Raw genomic sequence first — 16855 nt, forward strand, 5'->3', positions numbered from 1 at the left:
TAAGTGGTACACCAACGGTAGCAGGAACATTCAACTACAGCATTCCATTAACAGGAGGATGTGGAAGTGTTAATGCTACAGGTACTATTATAGTAACACCATTAAATACTGCAACACCTGGAATTACGACAACCTTATGTATCAATACAGCCTTGTCACCAAATATTACCCATACCACCACAGGTGCAACAGGAATTGGAACTGCTACAGGCTTACCAACAGGCGTAACAGCAGCTTGGGCAGGAAATACAATCACTATAAGTGGTACACCAACGGTATCAGGAACATTCAACTACAGTATTCCATTAACTGGTGGATGTGGAAGTGTTAATGCTACAGGTACAATAACAATATCAATCAATGCAGCTGGAGTTGCATCATCCTCACCAACTCTATGTATTAATACAGCCTTGTCGCCAAATATTACTCATACTACTACTTTAGCAACAGGAATTGGAACTGTCACAGGCTTACCAACAGGCGTAACAGCAACTTGGGCAGGAAATACAATCACTATAAGTGGTACGCCAACGGTATCAGGAACATTCAACTACAGCATTCCACTTACCGGTGGATGTGGAACTGTTAATGCTACAGGTACTATTATAGTGAAACCTGAACCTGTAGTAACTAATCAAACAGGTTCTATTTGTAGTGATTCCCCTTTTGGAATTGCATTAAATTCCAGCACTAGTGTTCCGGTAGCAACCTATAATATAACAGCCATTAATCTAAATGGATTAACAACATCGGCAGGGAATCCAGTAATAGGAACAGGTTTTTTAGCTAATGAAATTGCTAATGACGCATGGACAAATACTACACCAACAGCAGTAGATGTAATTTACACCGTAGTTCCTGCAAGTGCAGCAGGATGTTTAGGTAATTCATTTACGGTAACTATCACTGTAAACCCTGAACCAGTTGTGGTTAATCAGACACGTACAATATGTAGTGCTATTGCTAATAATATGGTATTAGGAAATGATATAGATTCACCATTGGCAGTCACTTATAATATTACCAATATTAATGCGGGAGGACTAACTCCATTTGGAGGAAATCCAATAACAGGTATAGGATTTTCAAATAATGAAATAGCAGATGATGCGTGGACTAACACAACACCATCGGCTATCAATGTAGTATATACAGTAGTTCCTGTAAGTGCATTAGGATGTACAGGTAATCCGTTTACCGTAACCGTAAAGGTAGAATCTACTCTTGGAGTTGGTCCACAAACGGTAACTACTTGCAGCGATGTCGCCCATGGATTTATTTTAGGCACAGCAGCCAATACTACTTATACTATTACGAATATTAACGATAATGGTCTGACTATTGTAGGTGGTAATCCTGTTATAGGAACTGGGTTTATAGCAAATGAAATAGCTGACGATGCATGGACTAACATGACTCCAGTAGCGGTAAATGTAGTTTATACCATTGAGCCTGTTAGTGCCAATGGTTGTTCCGGTGAACCATTTACAGTAACCGTTACTGTTAACCCGGAACCAGTTATAGCTAATCAAACAGGTTCTATTTGTAGTGATTCTCCTTTTGGAATTGCATTAAATTCCAGCACTGGTGTTCCGGCAGCAACCTATAATATAACAGCCATTAATCTCAATGGATTAACAACATCGGCAGGAAATCCAGTAATAGGAACAGGATTTTTAGCTAATGAAATTGCTAATGACGCATGGACAAATACTACACCTACAGCAGTAGATGTAATTTACACCATAGTTCCTGCAAGTGCAACAGGGTGTTTAGGTAATCCATTTACGGTAACCATCACTATAAACCCGGAACCCGTTGTAGTTAATCAGACAGGTACTATTTGTAGTGATATACCTATCGGAATTATAGTAGGCAATGATATAGATTTGCCAATGGCAGTTAGTTATAATATAATAAATATAAATTCCAATGGATTAACAGCATCAGCTGGTAATCCTCTTATCGGTAGAGGTTTTAGCGCCAATGAAATATCTAATGATTCTTGGACAAATACAGGAGCTTCATCGGTTAATGTAATTTACACAATTGTTCCGGTAAGTGCAGCTGGTTGTGAAGGCAATCCTTTTATGGTGACTGTTACGATTGAATCTGAATTAGCAATTGCCAGCCAGTCGGCAACAGTGTGTAGTGATGCAGTTAATGGCATTATACTAGGGACAGAGCCAACAGCAACTTATACGGTTACATCAATTGTTTCTAATGGATTAACCGCTTCAGCAGGGAATCCACAATTAGGAACTGGCTTTTTAGCAAATGAAATTGGAAATGATATGTGGACAAACTTAGGCACTGTAGCTGTGGATATAGTGTATAATATTATTCCCCAAAGTAGTTCAGGCTGTTTAGGAAATCCATTTACAATTACGTTGACGATAAATCCAGAGCCAATCGTTGCCAACCAAACACTTACGGTTTGTAGTGATGAACAATCAAATGTTATTTTAGGTGATGATGTTGATGGGCCTTCAGCTACAACTTATACGATTACGAATATTAATTCAAATGGTTTATTTTCATTTTCAGGAAATCCACAACTGGGTAATGGATTTTTAGCGAATGAAATCGCAAATGATGCGTGGAAGAATACTACTTTATTGACAGTTCCTGTGGTTTATAAAATAACTCCTGTTTCTGCTGATGGTTGTAAAGGAAATACATTTACTGTTTCAATTAATGTAAATCCACAAATAAATATTGCTGTTGCAACTACTCCAATAATCTGTTATGGCTCTAATGATGCATCAATTACGTTAACCGTAACTGGAGGTACTTCTCCTTACGCAATTGTATGGAGTAATCTGGGAAGCATGACGTTTCAGAATAATCTTTCGGCTGGTGATTATCTGATCACCGTTACAGATTCAAATAATTGTGTAAAAACACTGAATGTAAATATCCCTGAAGCACCCATTTTTACAATCAATCCAGTCGTTAAAAATATTTCTTGTTTTGGTGCCCATGATGGTAGTATCAATCTAAATATTATTGGAGGGATTGCTCCTGTGAAATTGGTTTGGGATGATAATGCAGTAGCCGGAAATGTCAGAAATAATTTAGGACCAGGCTCTTACACGGTAACTATTGTTGACAGTAAGCCTTGTACAATTAAAAAAACTTTTATTATATTAGAACCTCAACCTTTAATTTTATCAGCCAATGTCACCAATGCCTTTGATTGTGATAATTCCAACAGTGGTGCAATAAATCTTCTCGTTGCGGGAGGTACACCACCTTTTAATTATGCTTGGTCAAACGGATCTACAGCCGAGGATTTAGTGAACATTCCTGCAGGAAATTACTTGGTTACTGTAAAAGACGCTAATGGGTGTTCAAAACAGGCGCAATACAGTATCAACAGACCACCGCCTATCGTAATTGGAGTAGCTACAAAAACAGAATTTGACTGTGAAACGAAGTTCGTAAAACAAACATTTGTAGCCCAAGTTTCGGGTGGGGTTCCACCCTACCAGTTGGCATGGTCCAGCGGAACGGTCAGCGGTCCAAATAATGAAATGATGAATACCAGTCAAAACGGAACAGCAATATTATACGTAACGGATGCTTTGGGTTGTAAAGCAAATTACTCCTTCAATGTTAAATTGCAGTCCCTTGGAACACCTTCATTTGATGCAACCTCATATTCTTTTGTAACGTATGGAACTTATTCTATAATAGATCCCATACAGTTTACCAATACCGCTACTGGTGATTTTATCAGTATGGTTTGGGATTTTGGCGACGGTAGCTTTTCAACCGAGCTCAACCCAGTGCACACCTTCCTAAATCCAAAAGAGTATGTGGTGACACAAACTGTTACGTATCCTTTTGGATGTGTCTACGTGCAAAAAATTACATTTAATGTTGAAAAAGGATATTTATTTGTCGTTCCCACTGCCTTCACACCAAACAATGATACTATGAATGATGCATTCAGACCCGTGACTAAAGCGTTAAAAAATGTTCGACTGGATATTTATGATACTTGGGGTTCACTAATCTATTCAGAAACCGGAGACACTTTAAAGGGATGGGATGGTAAAATAAAAGGACAGAATGCGGAAAACGGTAATTATTATTGTAAAGTGAGCGCAGAAACCTTTTATGGAACTATTGTCAATGAAAATCACCCTTTTGTATTAATAAAATAAGCACCCAAAGAGAATGAAACTAAAATTTATTATTTATGTACTGTTAACTTCCATATCGATTGTAGAAGTTAAAGCGCAAGACCCTGTTTTTACGCAGTATTATTTTGTTCCTGAAACTCAGAACGGTGCGTTTACAGGAACCGTAAATACTTTAAACACAGGAATTCTACACCGAACACAATGGCCTGATGGAGCCAGAAGACTGGATACTGATTATGCGTTTATTAATGGCTCAATCGGAAACTTATCAGAAGATTCACGTCCAAGCGATTCCAATCTTCAAAATATTGGAATAGGGCTGACAGTCCTAAACCAGCATGAGGTTTTTACAGATTATAATTACACTCAAATCAATGGTGTATTTTCCCTAAATCTTGACCTTGATAATTTTTATTCCGGTTTAAGAATGATTTTAGGATTAGAAGGAGGTTATGGAACTAAAAATTTTAATTTCAAAAGCCTTTTGTTTGAAGACCAAATCAATACTAACGATGGTAGCATTGGCGGTGGCAGTTTAGATCCAAGTCTTTTACGCCTACAGAACAAAATAAATTTCTTTGATATTTCTTCCGGATTTTTGCTTTATACCGATGATTTTTGGCTCGGAGCTTCAATGAAGCATCTTAACACACCCAATATTGCATTTGACTCCCAAGGTAAACTGCCGTTAGATATGAATTTCACTCTTCAAAGTGGCTATTCATTTAATCTGGACAGTGGCCCCGGTTTTTCGTTCTTACCGGATAATTCCAAATTGGTCCTAACATCAAATTTCATGAAACAAGGTCAATTCAATCGGTTGGATTTTGGTAGTATAGTACATTTTAATCCATTTATTGTAGGAGTTATTGCTGCAACAAATCCTATGATGAAAAGTGCTGACAGCCATCTTCTGACTTCAGTAAATCTGATTGGCTCCATTAAAATATACAATTTCACTTTTGGTTATTCGTATGACGTAAGTACTTCAAAAATAGAGAATACTCAGGGAGTTCATGAATTTTCCCTGACTTGGCAAATAGGCAGGGAATGTCATAGTTGTAATAATTATTTGGCAAGAAGACCTTGGGGCAGGAACTATGATGATTAAAATTTTAAAAGAAATTTTATTGATCTTCAACATAAAAGAAAAAAATAATAAAAACTAGTGTTTTTTTACTGCCAATTATGGAACCATGCAGAATATAACAGATTATATTTCGGAATAGCTTTAGATTTTAAACCTGTTATTTTTGCATTCATTGCAGCCACTAATCTAGAAGGAAAAAGCTATAAAAACTACTTTTTCACCTCTGTTAATCTTTTTAGATCTATAAAATTAATTCATTTGTTTTTTGCTATTATTATGATATTAATACTTCAAAACTTTCAAATACTCATGGAATACATAAGCTTTCACTTACTTAGCAAATAGACTATGAATGCTAGAGCTGTGAAAATTATTTTATAAGTATTCGCGGGATAGAAATTACAAAGAGAGTGTTGCATAATAATCAAGCGTTGAGAAGTATCCCTACTTCATTTCCATTAATGTGAAACAACGTGAGATGTTCATTTAATATAGATTTTTAATTCGTATAAAGAACTCGTATTTAAGATAAATAACAAAAAATATGTACATCAATTTAAGTAAAGTAGTTTAAGGTTTCCATTATCTCATTCGGCTATGCAAAAAGTATCATTTTGAGAAGAAAACGAAAAAACAATTTTAAGTATTCCTAAAGTCTTACCACCTAAATTTTCATGACGCAAATCGAACTCTTTTCTCAAATAATTTCAATATTTAAAAAAAGGTTCCATTACAATAAACTTTCTTAATTATTTTTTTTCCGGAAAGTAAGTCTTTTACAACTAACTTATATATTGCTTCCCCTTGATCTTCACTTGGACTATCATCTAATCTTTCGATAAACTCAACAGTAACAGTATATTTGTCGTTGTAATATAAATCACCTTCACTAGTATCTTCGTTTTCCTTATTATTTTTAATATAATTTTCGTCTTTGAAAGATAATAGTACCTGTTCATTATTTATACAAATGACAAAACTCCTCCCTTGCAATGTAGATTCATATCCAACGAATGTTTTGGATTCAAATAATTCTTTGTTTTCAGAATAACCATTATCAAAATCACCTTGCTTACCCACAAAGTTAAAACTTGATAAAATAAAATATGACTATCCGTAACTAATACCAAGTTGTTTCTAAAGCAGCAATGATCAGTCTATCGGATAGTTTGTCTCCAAAATACCGTCTGTTAAATTTGTAGCAGAACTCATCAAGATAATTTTGTACATATTGCTGGTTTACACAATTATGATGAATGCCTAAAAGTACTTTTTTTGCAATACTGATTGTTCTATTTACCCAAGGAAATATCTTTGCTGACTTTTTCTTGTCTGGTTCTACTACAACATAATGATTTGTTATAACTTCTTTGAGTTTAGCATACCCTGTGTAACCATCGCTTAAGACTGATGCTGTTTTGTCTACTGATTTCCCAACCTCTTTGTTAATAGTGTCAGATTTCAAATCTTCCATAACTACCATTTTTAGATAACCAACTTTTCTGTTTGGTTTGTCCTTTTTTGGTGCAGATATACTGGGTTCCGATTCAACCATTACCAATACTTTTGCTTGTCTTTCACTTCCACGACCTCGTTTATTAGGAGTAGATTCTTGACTATTTTGGCTTTCTTTTTCTGTGATAATATTTTTGTTATCAACCCTTTCAAAGAATCCTTCGTCAAATTCAACACAGCCTTTTAATTGATATTTCTCATCACGCTTACTCATCACCCGACGTATCTTATGCATCATAAACCAAATAGGTTCATAACGCTTGTGACCCAACATACGTTGCATTTCTAATGCCGAAAAACTCTTTTTTGACAGCGTCATGAGTTCAATACACAGCATCCAATATTGAAAAGGCAAATTAGTATTCTCCATAACAGTACCGGAACGAAGACTGATACGATTACCACATTTTTTACATTGAAATTTTAAATCTGTCTTACGAAAGTAATGATCGGTGTGTTCACACTTTTTACATACAACTCCCATTTCAATCCGTTTGGCTTTGAATCCTTCGATACAAGAGGCTTCATCAGGGTATTTCTTAAAAAATTCAGGCAGGTTCATAGTTCAAATTTAATAGGTTGATCACTCAAAGATAAGCTCTTTTTTGAATTGGTACAAGTAACGGATAGTCATAAAATAAAATTATCAGTAGCATCTTTTTTAATCAAGGCACTGATTGTTTTTTCGCATACGTTTAATTCGTAATTTACTTTTTTGATTTTACTTTTTGTACTATAATCTTTAGTGTAACCGACACCTGTATTAAAAACGGTCAAAACATATTGGACGCTTTTAAAACTATTGCTGTATTACAGGCTGAATAGTTACAATTTTTTAACTTCTTATAGAAATATAAGATCCTTTTTGACGATAATTCACACCATTCCACATACAAATACACTGCTTCTAAATAGATTCATAATCGACTTAAATCCCTAATTATTGTCACTTAAAACGATTAATTTCCTCTAATTTTAAAGTTAATTAAAGGCTAAATAAATCTCAAATACCTATAAGAGCATCTAATTTCAATAGATTTGCAAACTTGAATTGATCATTATTTAAACTCATGTCAAAAGAAAAACTTAGAAAAGATAAAACCTGTCTCAATTGTAATCACGCTGTTATCGAGCGTTTTTGCCCTAACTGCGGACAAGAAAACACAAAAACAAGTAAATCTTTTCATCACTTGTTTGTTCATTTTTTTGAAGACTTAACCCATTATGACAATGCTTTTTGGAGAACAATATTCTATTTATTTTTTAAACCTGCAGCTTTAACAATCGCTTATCTATCTGGAAAGCGTTTGTCTTTTTTGGCTCCAATACGACTTTATATTTTTATCAGTTTTATAACTTTTTTATTAATCTCACTATTCCCTCTAGATTCAGCCGTAAAAAGTGAAACTAAAAAAGATCAGGTTATTGTTCCTTCACTAGATTCTTTACATATTGAAGAAAAAAGTGTTGATGGACTTACAAAAGTGGGGATTCTTTCCCAAAAAAATAATGACACTATTAAAAAAATACTTCAACAAACCGAAGAAATTGACAAAAAAGAAGTTGCAGATTTTGGATATAAATCCATTAATGAATTAGACTCGATACAAAAAAATGGAACTGCAAAAGTAAAGGTCAGCCCAACCGAATATTGGTTCCTCAAAAAATGGCTTGCCGTAAAAGAGGAAAATACAAATGAAGAAATTATTGAAAAATTCAGTGATTCTTTTACCAATAATCTGCCAAAAGTATTGTTTATGTATATGCCCGTTTTTGCCTTAATTTTATGGCTTTTCCATCATAAGAAAAAATGGGTTTATTTTGATAACGGAATTTTCACTTTGCATTATTTTTCTTTCTTGCTATTACTCATTTTAATACAATTTTTTATAAATAAATTTTTCCTGTTATTTGACAGTACTCCAATTTTAGAATGGATTCATTTCAGCATAAAAGCAGTTGGGACATTTTGGATGATTTATTATTTCTTCCCGGCACACCGCCGTTTTTACAAAGAAAAAATCATGATTTCTTTATTCAAAAGTAGTGCGATAATAATTATAAATCTACTTATTATAACTGTTCTAGTGGTACTATTTGCGTTGTACACCTACATTAATATACACTAACATTCATAACATAATAGATAACAATCCATAGGTAAACGCTAATCAAATAATAACGTCAATCATTATTTTCCTCTAAGTTGTTGTGATTGTCACCACCTATTCCGTAATGGTTATTTTCCTCATCTTCACTTCCGGAATTTTCAAATTCATCATCTAATTCTGAACCAGGAATATCTAAATCAGCCCCAGAAACATCTTCTTCAAAATCTTTCTCATTCAATTCTCTGACATTATTTATTTCAACAGCTGCCTTATTTTTAGAAATATCCTCAGGATCTATTTCCATCTCTTTTTGAAATTGGTTATAAATATCCTCACTTGGCGGATATAAAAGAGAATCAGGGACTTTATTTTTATCTTCCTTATCCAGTTTTCCTTTATGAAAACCCGATTTATCTTCACTATTTTTCATTTCACTATTTTATTTAATTGATTTACAATACACTAAGTTAATCATTTTTAAACAAAAATGTGTTTAATAAGTGTTTAAAAAATAACAAGACCTTCAAGGATTTTACAATACAAATGGTTATTTAGAATAGCTAAATGAAGTAGCCTGCTTTGAAATTTATTTAGAGTAGGACAGTTTATTTTTAAAAGGTTTCAGCTAACTATTATAAATCTTTTTTTCATTTTATACAACTTAAATAACTAACTTTAAGATACTTAATTTAATTGTGAATTGTAAAAACTAAAAATAGAAAAGCATTAAAAGACAATGGACTTCCCGAAAAACGCCATGAAAGAATACATTTTAACGGAAATTAAAGCTTCTTATTAAAATCAGACAGAATAAAAATGTTATTGAAGCCAGAAATATTCATACGAGAATTGGAAATAAGTGGAATTTGACACAGTTCCAAAGAGGTATTCGAACATTAATATTTGGAAAAAAATTTCATAGAATCTTTTGCCTCTTACTATTTATACCATAATCAACTTAAATTCAATTAATCGCAAACTATTAAATAATACGAAAATGGAAACTAAAAAAACAATTTATCAGTTGCATGAAGAACACAAAACTTGGCTAAACAAACTTTTGTTTTATAGAGATGAACTTAAAATCATGGGTAAACGAATTTCGGAAGTGGCGGAAAAAAACACTTCCAAAGAGGTTCGTTCCTTAGCAGATCACTTTAATAATCAGTTGATTATTCAAAAGGAACAAATTGATATCTTAACTCACGATATTAAAAGTCACGACTCGTTTCTTGAGGCAGCAGTGCTTGATAATCCAAATGCCATTGATCATGAAAAGTTTTCAGACCATATAAATCATAGAGAAAGTATTGCAACATTTGAAAAACTGTTTAAAGAATTGAGGGAAGAATTAATTGACTTTTTATCAAAATGGATGTGAATTACAATTGGTAAAAAAGAAGCAAATATCTCGTAATATAAATCAAGGGCAAGCCTTCCATGGCTATTTGTGCGCTGGGAATTCTAATTTTTATATTGATGCACAACCATTTACAATAATGAAGCCCGAAATGCCTTCTTGCTAACTTATTAAGTCCGAAAAAAAATATTATTCCAAATTTGGTTATTAAGCACTAATATCGTAATATTGCAATATAAATATATAACGATGGGAATTACTAAATCAGAACATTTCAAAGACGAGCAAAACGAACTGGCAATTTTGGCGAAAGCCATAGGTCATCCCGCCCGTATTGCCATTATTCAGCACCTCATCAACGTAAACAGTTGTATGTGCGGCGATATCGTAAACGAATTGCCATTAGCACAACCTACCGTTTCACAGCACTTGAAAGAACTAAAAAATGCCGGACTAATAAAAGGAAATTTTGAAGGAAATGCTATCTGTTATTGTCTCAACGAAGAAGGTTTTAATAAAATAAAAAGTTTTTTTCAACACATCAATACCTATTTAGAAAATAAGAAAAATCAATGTTGTTAATTTTTAAATTATAAAAAATGAAACTATCAGAAATTAAAAAAGAGTTGAGCACGTTAGAAAACGTTGCTTTTGTATTACCAAATGGAACTTATGTCCCAGAACATTTTCACGTAACTGAAGTAGGTTTAATCACCAAAAACTTCATTGATTGCGGAGGAAAAGTTAGAAATGAGAACGTGGTAAACTTCCAATTATGGGACGCCAATGACTTTGACCACCGTCTAAAACCAAAAAAAATTTTAGACATCATCACTCTTTCGGAAAAAGTTTTGGGTATTGAAGATTATGAAGTAGAAGTAGAATTTCAAGGCGAAACAATTGGTAAATACGATATTGGTTTCAATGGAACAGCATTCACTTTATTAAACAAACAAACGGCTTGTTTGGCCCAAGATCAATGTGGAATTCCTGCCGAAAAACAAAAAGTAAAACTATCCGAAATTCCAACACAATCTAGCTGTTGTACTCCCGGAGGAGGAGGCTGTTAATTCTTTAAAATTATAAAATGACTTTAACCAAAACCATCTTATTTCCAGAAATAGACGAAGTAATCCGTTCTTTGGATCTTGAAAGCGTAATAGCTGAGCGCAAAATTATTTTGCAACCACTTATTGATTTTATTCAAAACAAAGTTAACAAGCAACAAGAAATCAGACTTAACTTGATTTGCACCCACAATTCGAGAAGAAGTCATTTATCTCAAGTATGGGCACAGACAGCAGCGGCACATTTCAATATAAAAAATGTATTCTGTTATTCGGGTGGAACTGAAGCAACGGCTTTATTTCCCATGGCTGCCAAAACATTGCAACTATCCGGATTTAAAATTAAAACCATTGCTGAAGGGAAAAATCCAATTTATGCCATAAAATATGCGCCAAACGAGCATCCTATTATTTGTTTTTCTAAAACCTATGACGATGATTTCAATCCACAAAGCGAATTTGCAGCGATACTAACCTGTTCGCAAGCAGATGGCGGGTGCCCGTTTATTGCAGGTGCTGAAATGCGGATTCCAATCACATTTGAAGATCCAAAAGCATTTGACAATACTCCTCAACAAGCAGAAAAATATCAGGAACGCAGTTTACAGATCGCAACCGAAATGTTCTATGTTTTCTCTAAAATAAAATCATAATAATGGCAGCTAAAAAAAGATTAAATTTTCTCGACAGTTACTTGACACTTTGGATATTTCTGGCAATGGCAATTGGCGTTTCTATTGGCTACTTTATTCCGTCAAGCAGCGGCTTTATCAATTCTTTTTCAAGCGGAACGACCAATGTTCCTTTGGCAATTGGATTAATATTAATGATGTATCCTCCATTGACTAAAATTGATTTTTCAAAAATTCCTTTAATGTTTGAAAAGCCAAAATTACTCACCGCCTCTTTTTTAATCACCTGGATTATTGGTCCGTTTTTAATGTTTTTATTAGCAACATTCTTTTTGAAAGATTATCCGGAATACATGACCGGTTTAATCATTATTGGGATTGCGCCTTGCATTGCGATGGTAATTGTCTGGAATGAATTAGCCGAAGGAAACCGGGAATTAACTGCCGGTTTAATCGGAATTAATAGTTTGCTTCAAGTGTTCTTCTTTGGTTTATATGCCTACTTTTATCTGGAAATCATGTTGCCATTATTCGGAATAAAAGGGTTGGAACTAAATATTACTGTAGCACAAATTGCTACAACCGTTGGTATTTATTTAGGAATTCCATTCGCATTAGCGGTGATTAGCCGCTATGCCATCAAGAAATACATTGGAGACAAATGGTTCAATCAAAAATTTACTCCTTTTGTCTCTCCAATTACGTTGATTGCTTTGCTTTTTACAATTGTAATCATGTTCAGTTTAAAAGGCGAAATGATTGTTGAGTTGCCATTGGATGTAATTAGAATTGCCATTCCACTTGTGATTTTCTTTACCATTATGTTTTTCCTGATGTTTTTTGTTTCCAAAAAAATAGGGGCTAATTATAGAGATGCGGTTGCACTTTCATTCACAGCATCCGGTAATAATTTCGAATTGGCAATTGCAGTTTCCGTTGGAGTTTTTGGTATCAATAGCGGACAGGCATTTGCCGGAGTTATAGGTCCATTAGTGGAAGTCCCAGCGTTAATCATTTTAGTAAATGTTGCTTTTTGGCTGCGAAAAAAATATTATCAATCTAAGTAATTTCTAAAGGAAAATTTTAGAATAATACATATATAGTTCTAAATTAACACAAAGCTCCCTAACACTATTTTGGGAGCTTTTTTTTTGTCAAAATATCACTTTACTCCCCAATTACAATATACTTTTATGCACCAAAACAATACTTAAATTATAAATACCCTATTTAAAACTCCCTTTTTTGAAGAATTGCTAATTAATTTCAAAATCGTATAATTAAGTATTTTAATTACGTATTAATACTTATATTTGCGTAATAATACTTAATTAACGAGTTATGATTAAAGTAATAGTAGTCGGAAACGGCATGATAGGTTACAAATTTTGTGAAAAATTCATCGCAAAATCTGGACAAGAAGAATATCAAATCACCGTATTTGGAGAAGAACCAAGATGCGCATACGATAGAGTTCACTTGAGTGAATACTTTGCAGGCAAAAGCGCTGATGACTTATCATTATCGACATCAAATTGGTACGAAGAAAATAATATAATCCTAAATACCTCTGAATTAATCACTGATATTAATAGGGAACAAAAAACAATACATACCCATTTAGAAAAAACGCATACTTACGACTACTTAGTTTTAGCTACAGGGTCCGCTGCTTTTGTACCTCCTATTGAAGGTGTGGATAAAGAAGGCGTTTTTGTATACAGAACTATTGAGGATCTGGACGCAATCATGGCTTACGCCAAGAAAATAAAGCAAAATGGTGCTACAGAAGCTGCCGTCCTTGGTGGTGGATTATTAGGATTAGAAGCTGCTAAAGCGGTATATGATTTAGGATTAAACCCACACGTAGTGGAATTTGCTCCTCGATTGATGCCGAGACAACTAGACAAAGGTGCCAGTGATATGTTACAGTCAAAAATCGAAGAACTCAACATTAGCATTCATCTTAATAAATCAACACAATATATTGCTGGAGAACATGCCATTACGGGAATGATGTTTGAAGGCGATGATCTTCTAAAAGTGGATATGCTGGTAATTTCGGCGGGGATTAAACCACGAGACGAATTAGGCAGGGTTTCCGGGCTGGAAGTAGGCGTTCGAGGAGGAATTGTGGTAAATAACAAAATGCAATCTTCTGATCCTTATATCTATGCGATCGGAGAAGTAGCACTTTATAATCATATGATTTATGGTCTTGTAGCTCCTGGATATGAAATGGCGGATGTCGCTGCTGAACAAATCATGAAAGGGGTAAAAACGATGAGGGAAACCATCGATATGTCCACACAACTAAAATTAATTGGTGTTGAGGTGGCGAGTTTTGGTGATCCTTTTATAGAAAGTGAGTATGTGACCGCCATTGTTTATGAAAACAAATTCAGCGGAATTTATAAAAGAATCAATGTCACCAAAGACGGAAAAAAATTACTGGGCGGTATACTTGTAGGAGATTCGAGTGATTATAATGGATTGTTCCAAATTTATAGCAATGCTATGGCCTTGCCTCCAAATCCGGAAGATCTAATCTTGGGTTCAAGAGGTGGAGAAAGTTCTAGTATGGGAAGTGTTGTGGATTTGCCAGATACTGCCGTAATTTGTTCTTGTGAAAATGTAACAAAAGGAGCAATTTGCTGTTCAATAATTGATGGAACCTGTAAAACAGTATCAGATGTGGTAAAATTAACAAAAGCAACTTCAGGCTGTGGAGGTTGTAAGCCAATGGTAGTTGATTTAGTTAAAGAAGCTCAAAAATCAATTGGCAAAGAAGTGAAAGAAAGCATTTGCGAGCACTTTCATTTTACCCGACAAGAATTATTTGATATCGTAAAAATCAATAAATATACTAACTTTTACGAAGTTGTGGATCACCACGGAAATGGCGATGGTTGCGAGGTTTGTAAGCCGGTTGTAGCTTCTATTTTTTCAAGTATCTACAATGACACCGCAAACAAGCATGTTACTACTCAAGATACCAATGACCGATTCTTGGCTAATATTCAAAGAAACGGAACCTATTCAGTAGTGCCAAGGGTTGCAGGAGGCGAGATTACTCCAGACAAATTAATTGTTATCGGAGAAGTGGCCAAACAATTTGATTTATACACTAAAATTACGGGAGCGCAACGTGTCGATTTATTTGGTGCACATTTGAACGATTTACCAAAAATTTGGAAAATACTAATCGAAAATGGTTTTGAAAGTGGACACGCATACGGAAAATCATTGAGAGCCGTAAAAAGTTGTGTTGGTAACGCTTGGTGTCGTTATGGAATGGATGATAGTGCAGGATTTGCCATTGAACTTGAAGATCGTTACAAAGGTATTCGTGCTCCGCATAAAATTAAAGGAGGCGTTTCGGCTTGTATTAGAGAATGTGCCGAAGCAAGAGGAAAAGATTTTGGACTGATAGCTGTGGAAGGCGGTTGGAATCTTTACATCTGTGGAAACGGTGGAGCCAATCCAAAACACGCTGTTCTACTAGCAGAGCAAATTGATAAAGCAACTGTTATTAAATATTTAGATCGTTTTTTAATGTATTATATCCGTACAGCGGGACCTTTAGTACGTACCGCAACTTGGTTGGATAAAATGGAAGGCGGATTGGATTATTTAAAAGAAGTTATCATTCACGACCGTATCGGTATTTGTGAAGCATTAGAATCTGAAATGGAATCGCTTGTTGGAACTTTTGAATGTGAGTGGAAACAGGTACTTGAAAAACCAAGATTGATGAAACGTTTTAGTCACTTTGTGAATTCAGATGAAACGGATGATACTATCGAATACGTACCGTTAAGAGATCAAAAAATGCCAAAACCGTGGTAATAAATAATTAAATTCTTTCCAGTAAATAGTACTTCAACGGCTTTTTGGGAGTAATGGAAAGATAAAAAAATAAAATTATGGAAAATATATTAAACGATTACAAAGCTGTTTCGTTAGAAGACGTTAAAGTTTGGTTCAAAGCCGGAAAAATAAAAGACTTTTCTAGTAATAGAGGAGGATGTATTAAATATAAAAACAAACAGATAGCCGTTTTTAATTTCGAAAGAAGAAATGAATGGTATGCCTGTCAAAATGCTTGTCCTCACAAAATGGAAATGGTCTTGTCAAGAGGGATGACAGGTTCTGCAGATGGTATTCCAAAGATTGCCTGTCCAATGCACAAGAAAACTTTTTCTCTAATAGATGGTTCCAATCTGAATGGAGAGGAATTTTCAATCGCAACTTACCCTGTAAAAGTTGTAGAAGATGAAGTATTCGTTGGCTTTTTGGAATAATTATGTATCTTTGATTTTAAACATTTCTAATGACAGCAACACCATTCCAGAACGCAAGTAAATGGATTGACGCAGAGAATGCTCAAGATCCAAACCACGAAACATACCAAGCTATAACCTATCCAAAAGAATTATTATATTCAAATCGAATGTATGAAAGACTGATGGATTTTCATCCAAATGCATCAGAAGAAGTTCAAATTGCCTCCAAAGCACAACACATTTGCCGATGGAAAATAGCACGGGAATCCTATCCTATGAATCGTGTGGGTTATTTAAAATGGCGCGAAGATTTGAAAAAATTTCACGCCAAAACAACCGCTGTTATTTTAGAAAAAGCAGGGTACAGCGAGGAATTTATCGCAAGAGTTTCTTTTCTGATCGAAAAAAAATTACTTAAAAAAGACGCCGAAACACAGCTATTAGAAGATGTAATTTGTTTAGTATTTCTAGAGTATTACTTAGACCCTTTTGTACACAAACACGACAGGGAAAAAATGAAAAACATCATTCTGAAAACTTGGCTAAAAATGTCTGAAAAAGGACAGCAGGAAGCCTTAAAAATCAACTACAGTGCTGCGAATCTTGAATTGATCAAAGAGTCTCTTGAACTGTAATTTGATTT

The 16855-nt window shown here is 34.3% G+C and carries 14 protein-coding genes; 11 read left to right on the forward strand and 3 right to left on the reverse strand.

The genetic code is table 11. From position 1 onward, the window contains the following. Positions 1–4172: PKD-like domain-containing protein (locus ACFX5F_RS07210; protein ID WP_379851303.1), on the forward strand; the 4172-nt coding region annotated here is incomplete at its 5' end. A 13-nt stretch (positions 4173–4185) separates the two neighbouring features. Next, the gene (locus tag ACFX5F_RS07215) at positions 4186–5262 is read left to right on the forward strand and encodes a PorP/SprF family type IX secretion system membrane protein (RefSeq protein WP_379851305.1); all 1077 of its coding nucleotides are present in this window, start codon (positions 4186–4188) and stop codon (positions 5260–5262) included. A 693-nt stretch (positions 5263–5955) separates the two neighbouring features. Here ACFX5F_RS07215 and ACFX5F_RS07220 read toward each other — a convergent pair. Continuing rightward, on the reverse strand, positions 5956–6321 hold the full coding sequence (locus ACFX5F_RS07220; protein ID WP_379851307.1) for a hypothetical protein: 366 nt from the start codon (positions 6319–6321) through the stop codon (positions 5956–5958). A gap of 40 nt (positions 6322–6361) precedes the next feature. Further along, positions 6362–7318 (reverse strand): IS1595 family transposase, encoded by a 957-nt coding sequence (locus ACFX5F_RS07225; RefSeq protein ID WP_379851309.1) that lies wholly within the window; start codon positions 7316–7318, stop codon positions 6362–6364. Between the two features lie 508 nt (positions 7319–7826). Between ACFX5F_RS07225 and ACFX5F_RS07230 the strand changes: the two genes are divergently transcribed. Beyond that, positions 7827–8885 (forward strand): DUF3667 domain-containing protein, encoded by a 1059-nt coding sequence (locus ACFX5F_RS07230; RefSeq protein ID WP_379851310.1) that lies wholly within the window; start codon positions 7827–7829, stop codon positions 8883–8885. A 55-nt stretch (positions 8886–8940) separates the two neighbouring features. Here the strand turns inward: ACFX5F_RS07230 and ACFX5F_RS07235 are convergent, their stop codons facing one another. Continuing rightward, positions 8941–9297 carry a hypothetical protein gene (locus ACFX5F_RS07235; protein ID WP_379851312.1) on the reverse strand — a complete coding sequence of 119 codons (357 nt, stop codon included), beginning with the start codon at positions 9295–9297 and terminating at the stop codon, positions 8941–8943. 567 nt (positions 9298–9864) lie between these two features. Here ACFX5F_RS07235 and ACFX5F_RS07240 point away from each other — a divergent pair. The 8 genes from ACFX5F_RS07240 (at position 9865) to ACFX5F_RS07275 (ending at position 16847) form a co-directional block, all read left to right on the forward strand. Continuing rightward, a complete protein-coding gene (locus ACFX5F_RS07240; RefSeq protein WP_379851314.1) occupies positions 9865–10248 on the forward strand; it encodes a hypothetical protein in 384 nt (127 codons plus the stop codon). 228 nt (positions 10249–10476) lie between these two features. After that, positions 10477–10809 carry an ArsR/SmtB family transcription factor gene (locus ACFX5F_RS07245; RefSeq protein ID WP_379851316.1) on the forward strand — a complete coding sequence of 111 codons (333 nt, stop codon included), beginning with the start codon at positions 10477–10479 and terminating at the stop codon, positions 10807–10809. 17 nt (positions 10810–10826) lie between these two features. Beyond that, on the forward strand, positions 10827–11297 hold the full coding sequence (locus ACFX5F_RS07250; RefSeq protein WP_379851318.1) for a DUF6428 family protein: 471 nt from the start codon (positions 10827–10829) through the stop codon (positions 11295–11297). A 17-nt stretch (positions 11298–11314) separates the two neighbouring features. After that, complete coding sequence (locus ACFX5F_RS07255; protein WP_379851319.1) at positions 11315–11947, forward strand: arsenate-mycothiol transferase ArsC; 633 nt, start codon at positions 11315–11317, stop codon at positions 11945–11947. Positions 11948–11949: 2 nt separating this feature from the next. Continuing rightward, positions 11950–12993, forward strand: a complete 1044-nt coding sequence (gene arsB, locus ACFX5F_RS07260; protein ID WP_379851321.1) for an ACR3 family arsenite efflux transporter — start codon at positions 11950–11952, stop codon at positions 12991–12993. A gap of 274 nt (positions 12994–13267) precedes the next feature. After that, a complete protein-coding gene (gene nirB, locus ACFX5F_RS07265) occupies positions 13268–15775 on the forward strand; it encodes a nitrite reductase large subunit NirB (protein ID WP_379851323.1) in 2508 nt (835 codons plus the stop codon). A 77-nt stretch (positions 15776–15852) separates the two neighbouring features. Beyond that, a complete protein-coding gene (gene nirD / locus ACFX5F_RS07270; protein ID WP_379851325.1) occupies positions 15853–16230 on the forward strand; it encodes a nitrite reductase small subunit NirD in 378 nt (125 codons plus the stop codon). Between the two features lie 29 nt (positions 16231–16259). Beyond that, entirely contained in the window at positions 16260–16847 is a 588-nt protein-coding gene (locus tag ACFX5F_RS07275; RefSeq protein WP_379851327.1) for a DUF4202 domain-containing protein, read from the forward strand. The last annotated feature ends 8 nt before the right edge of the window (positions 16848–16855 follow it).

Origin of the sequence: Flavobacterium zhoui (genome assembly GCF_042787235.1) — a bacterium.
Lineage (GTDB): Bacteria > Bacteroidota > Bacteroidia > Flavobacteriales > Flavobacteriaceae > Flavobacterium > Flavobacterium zhoui.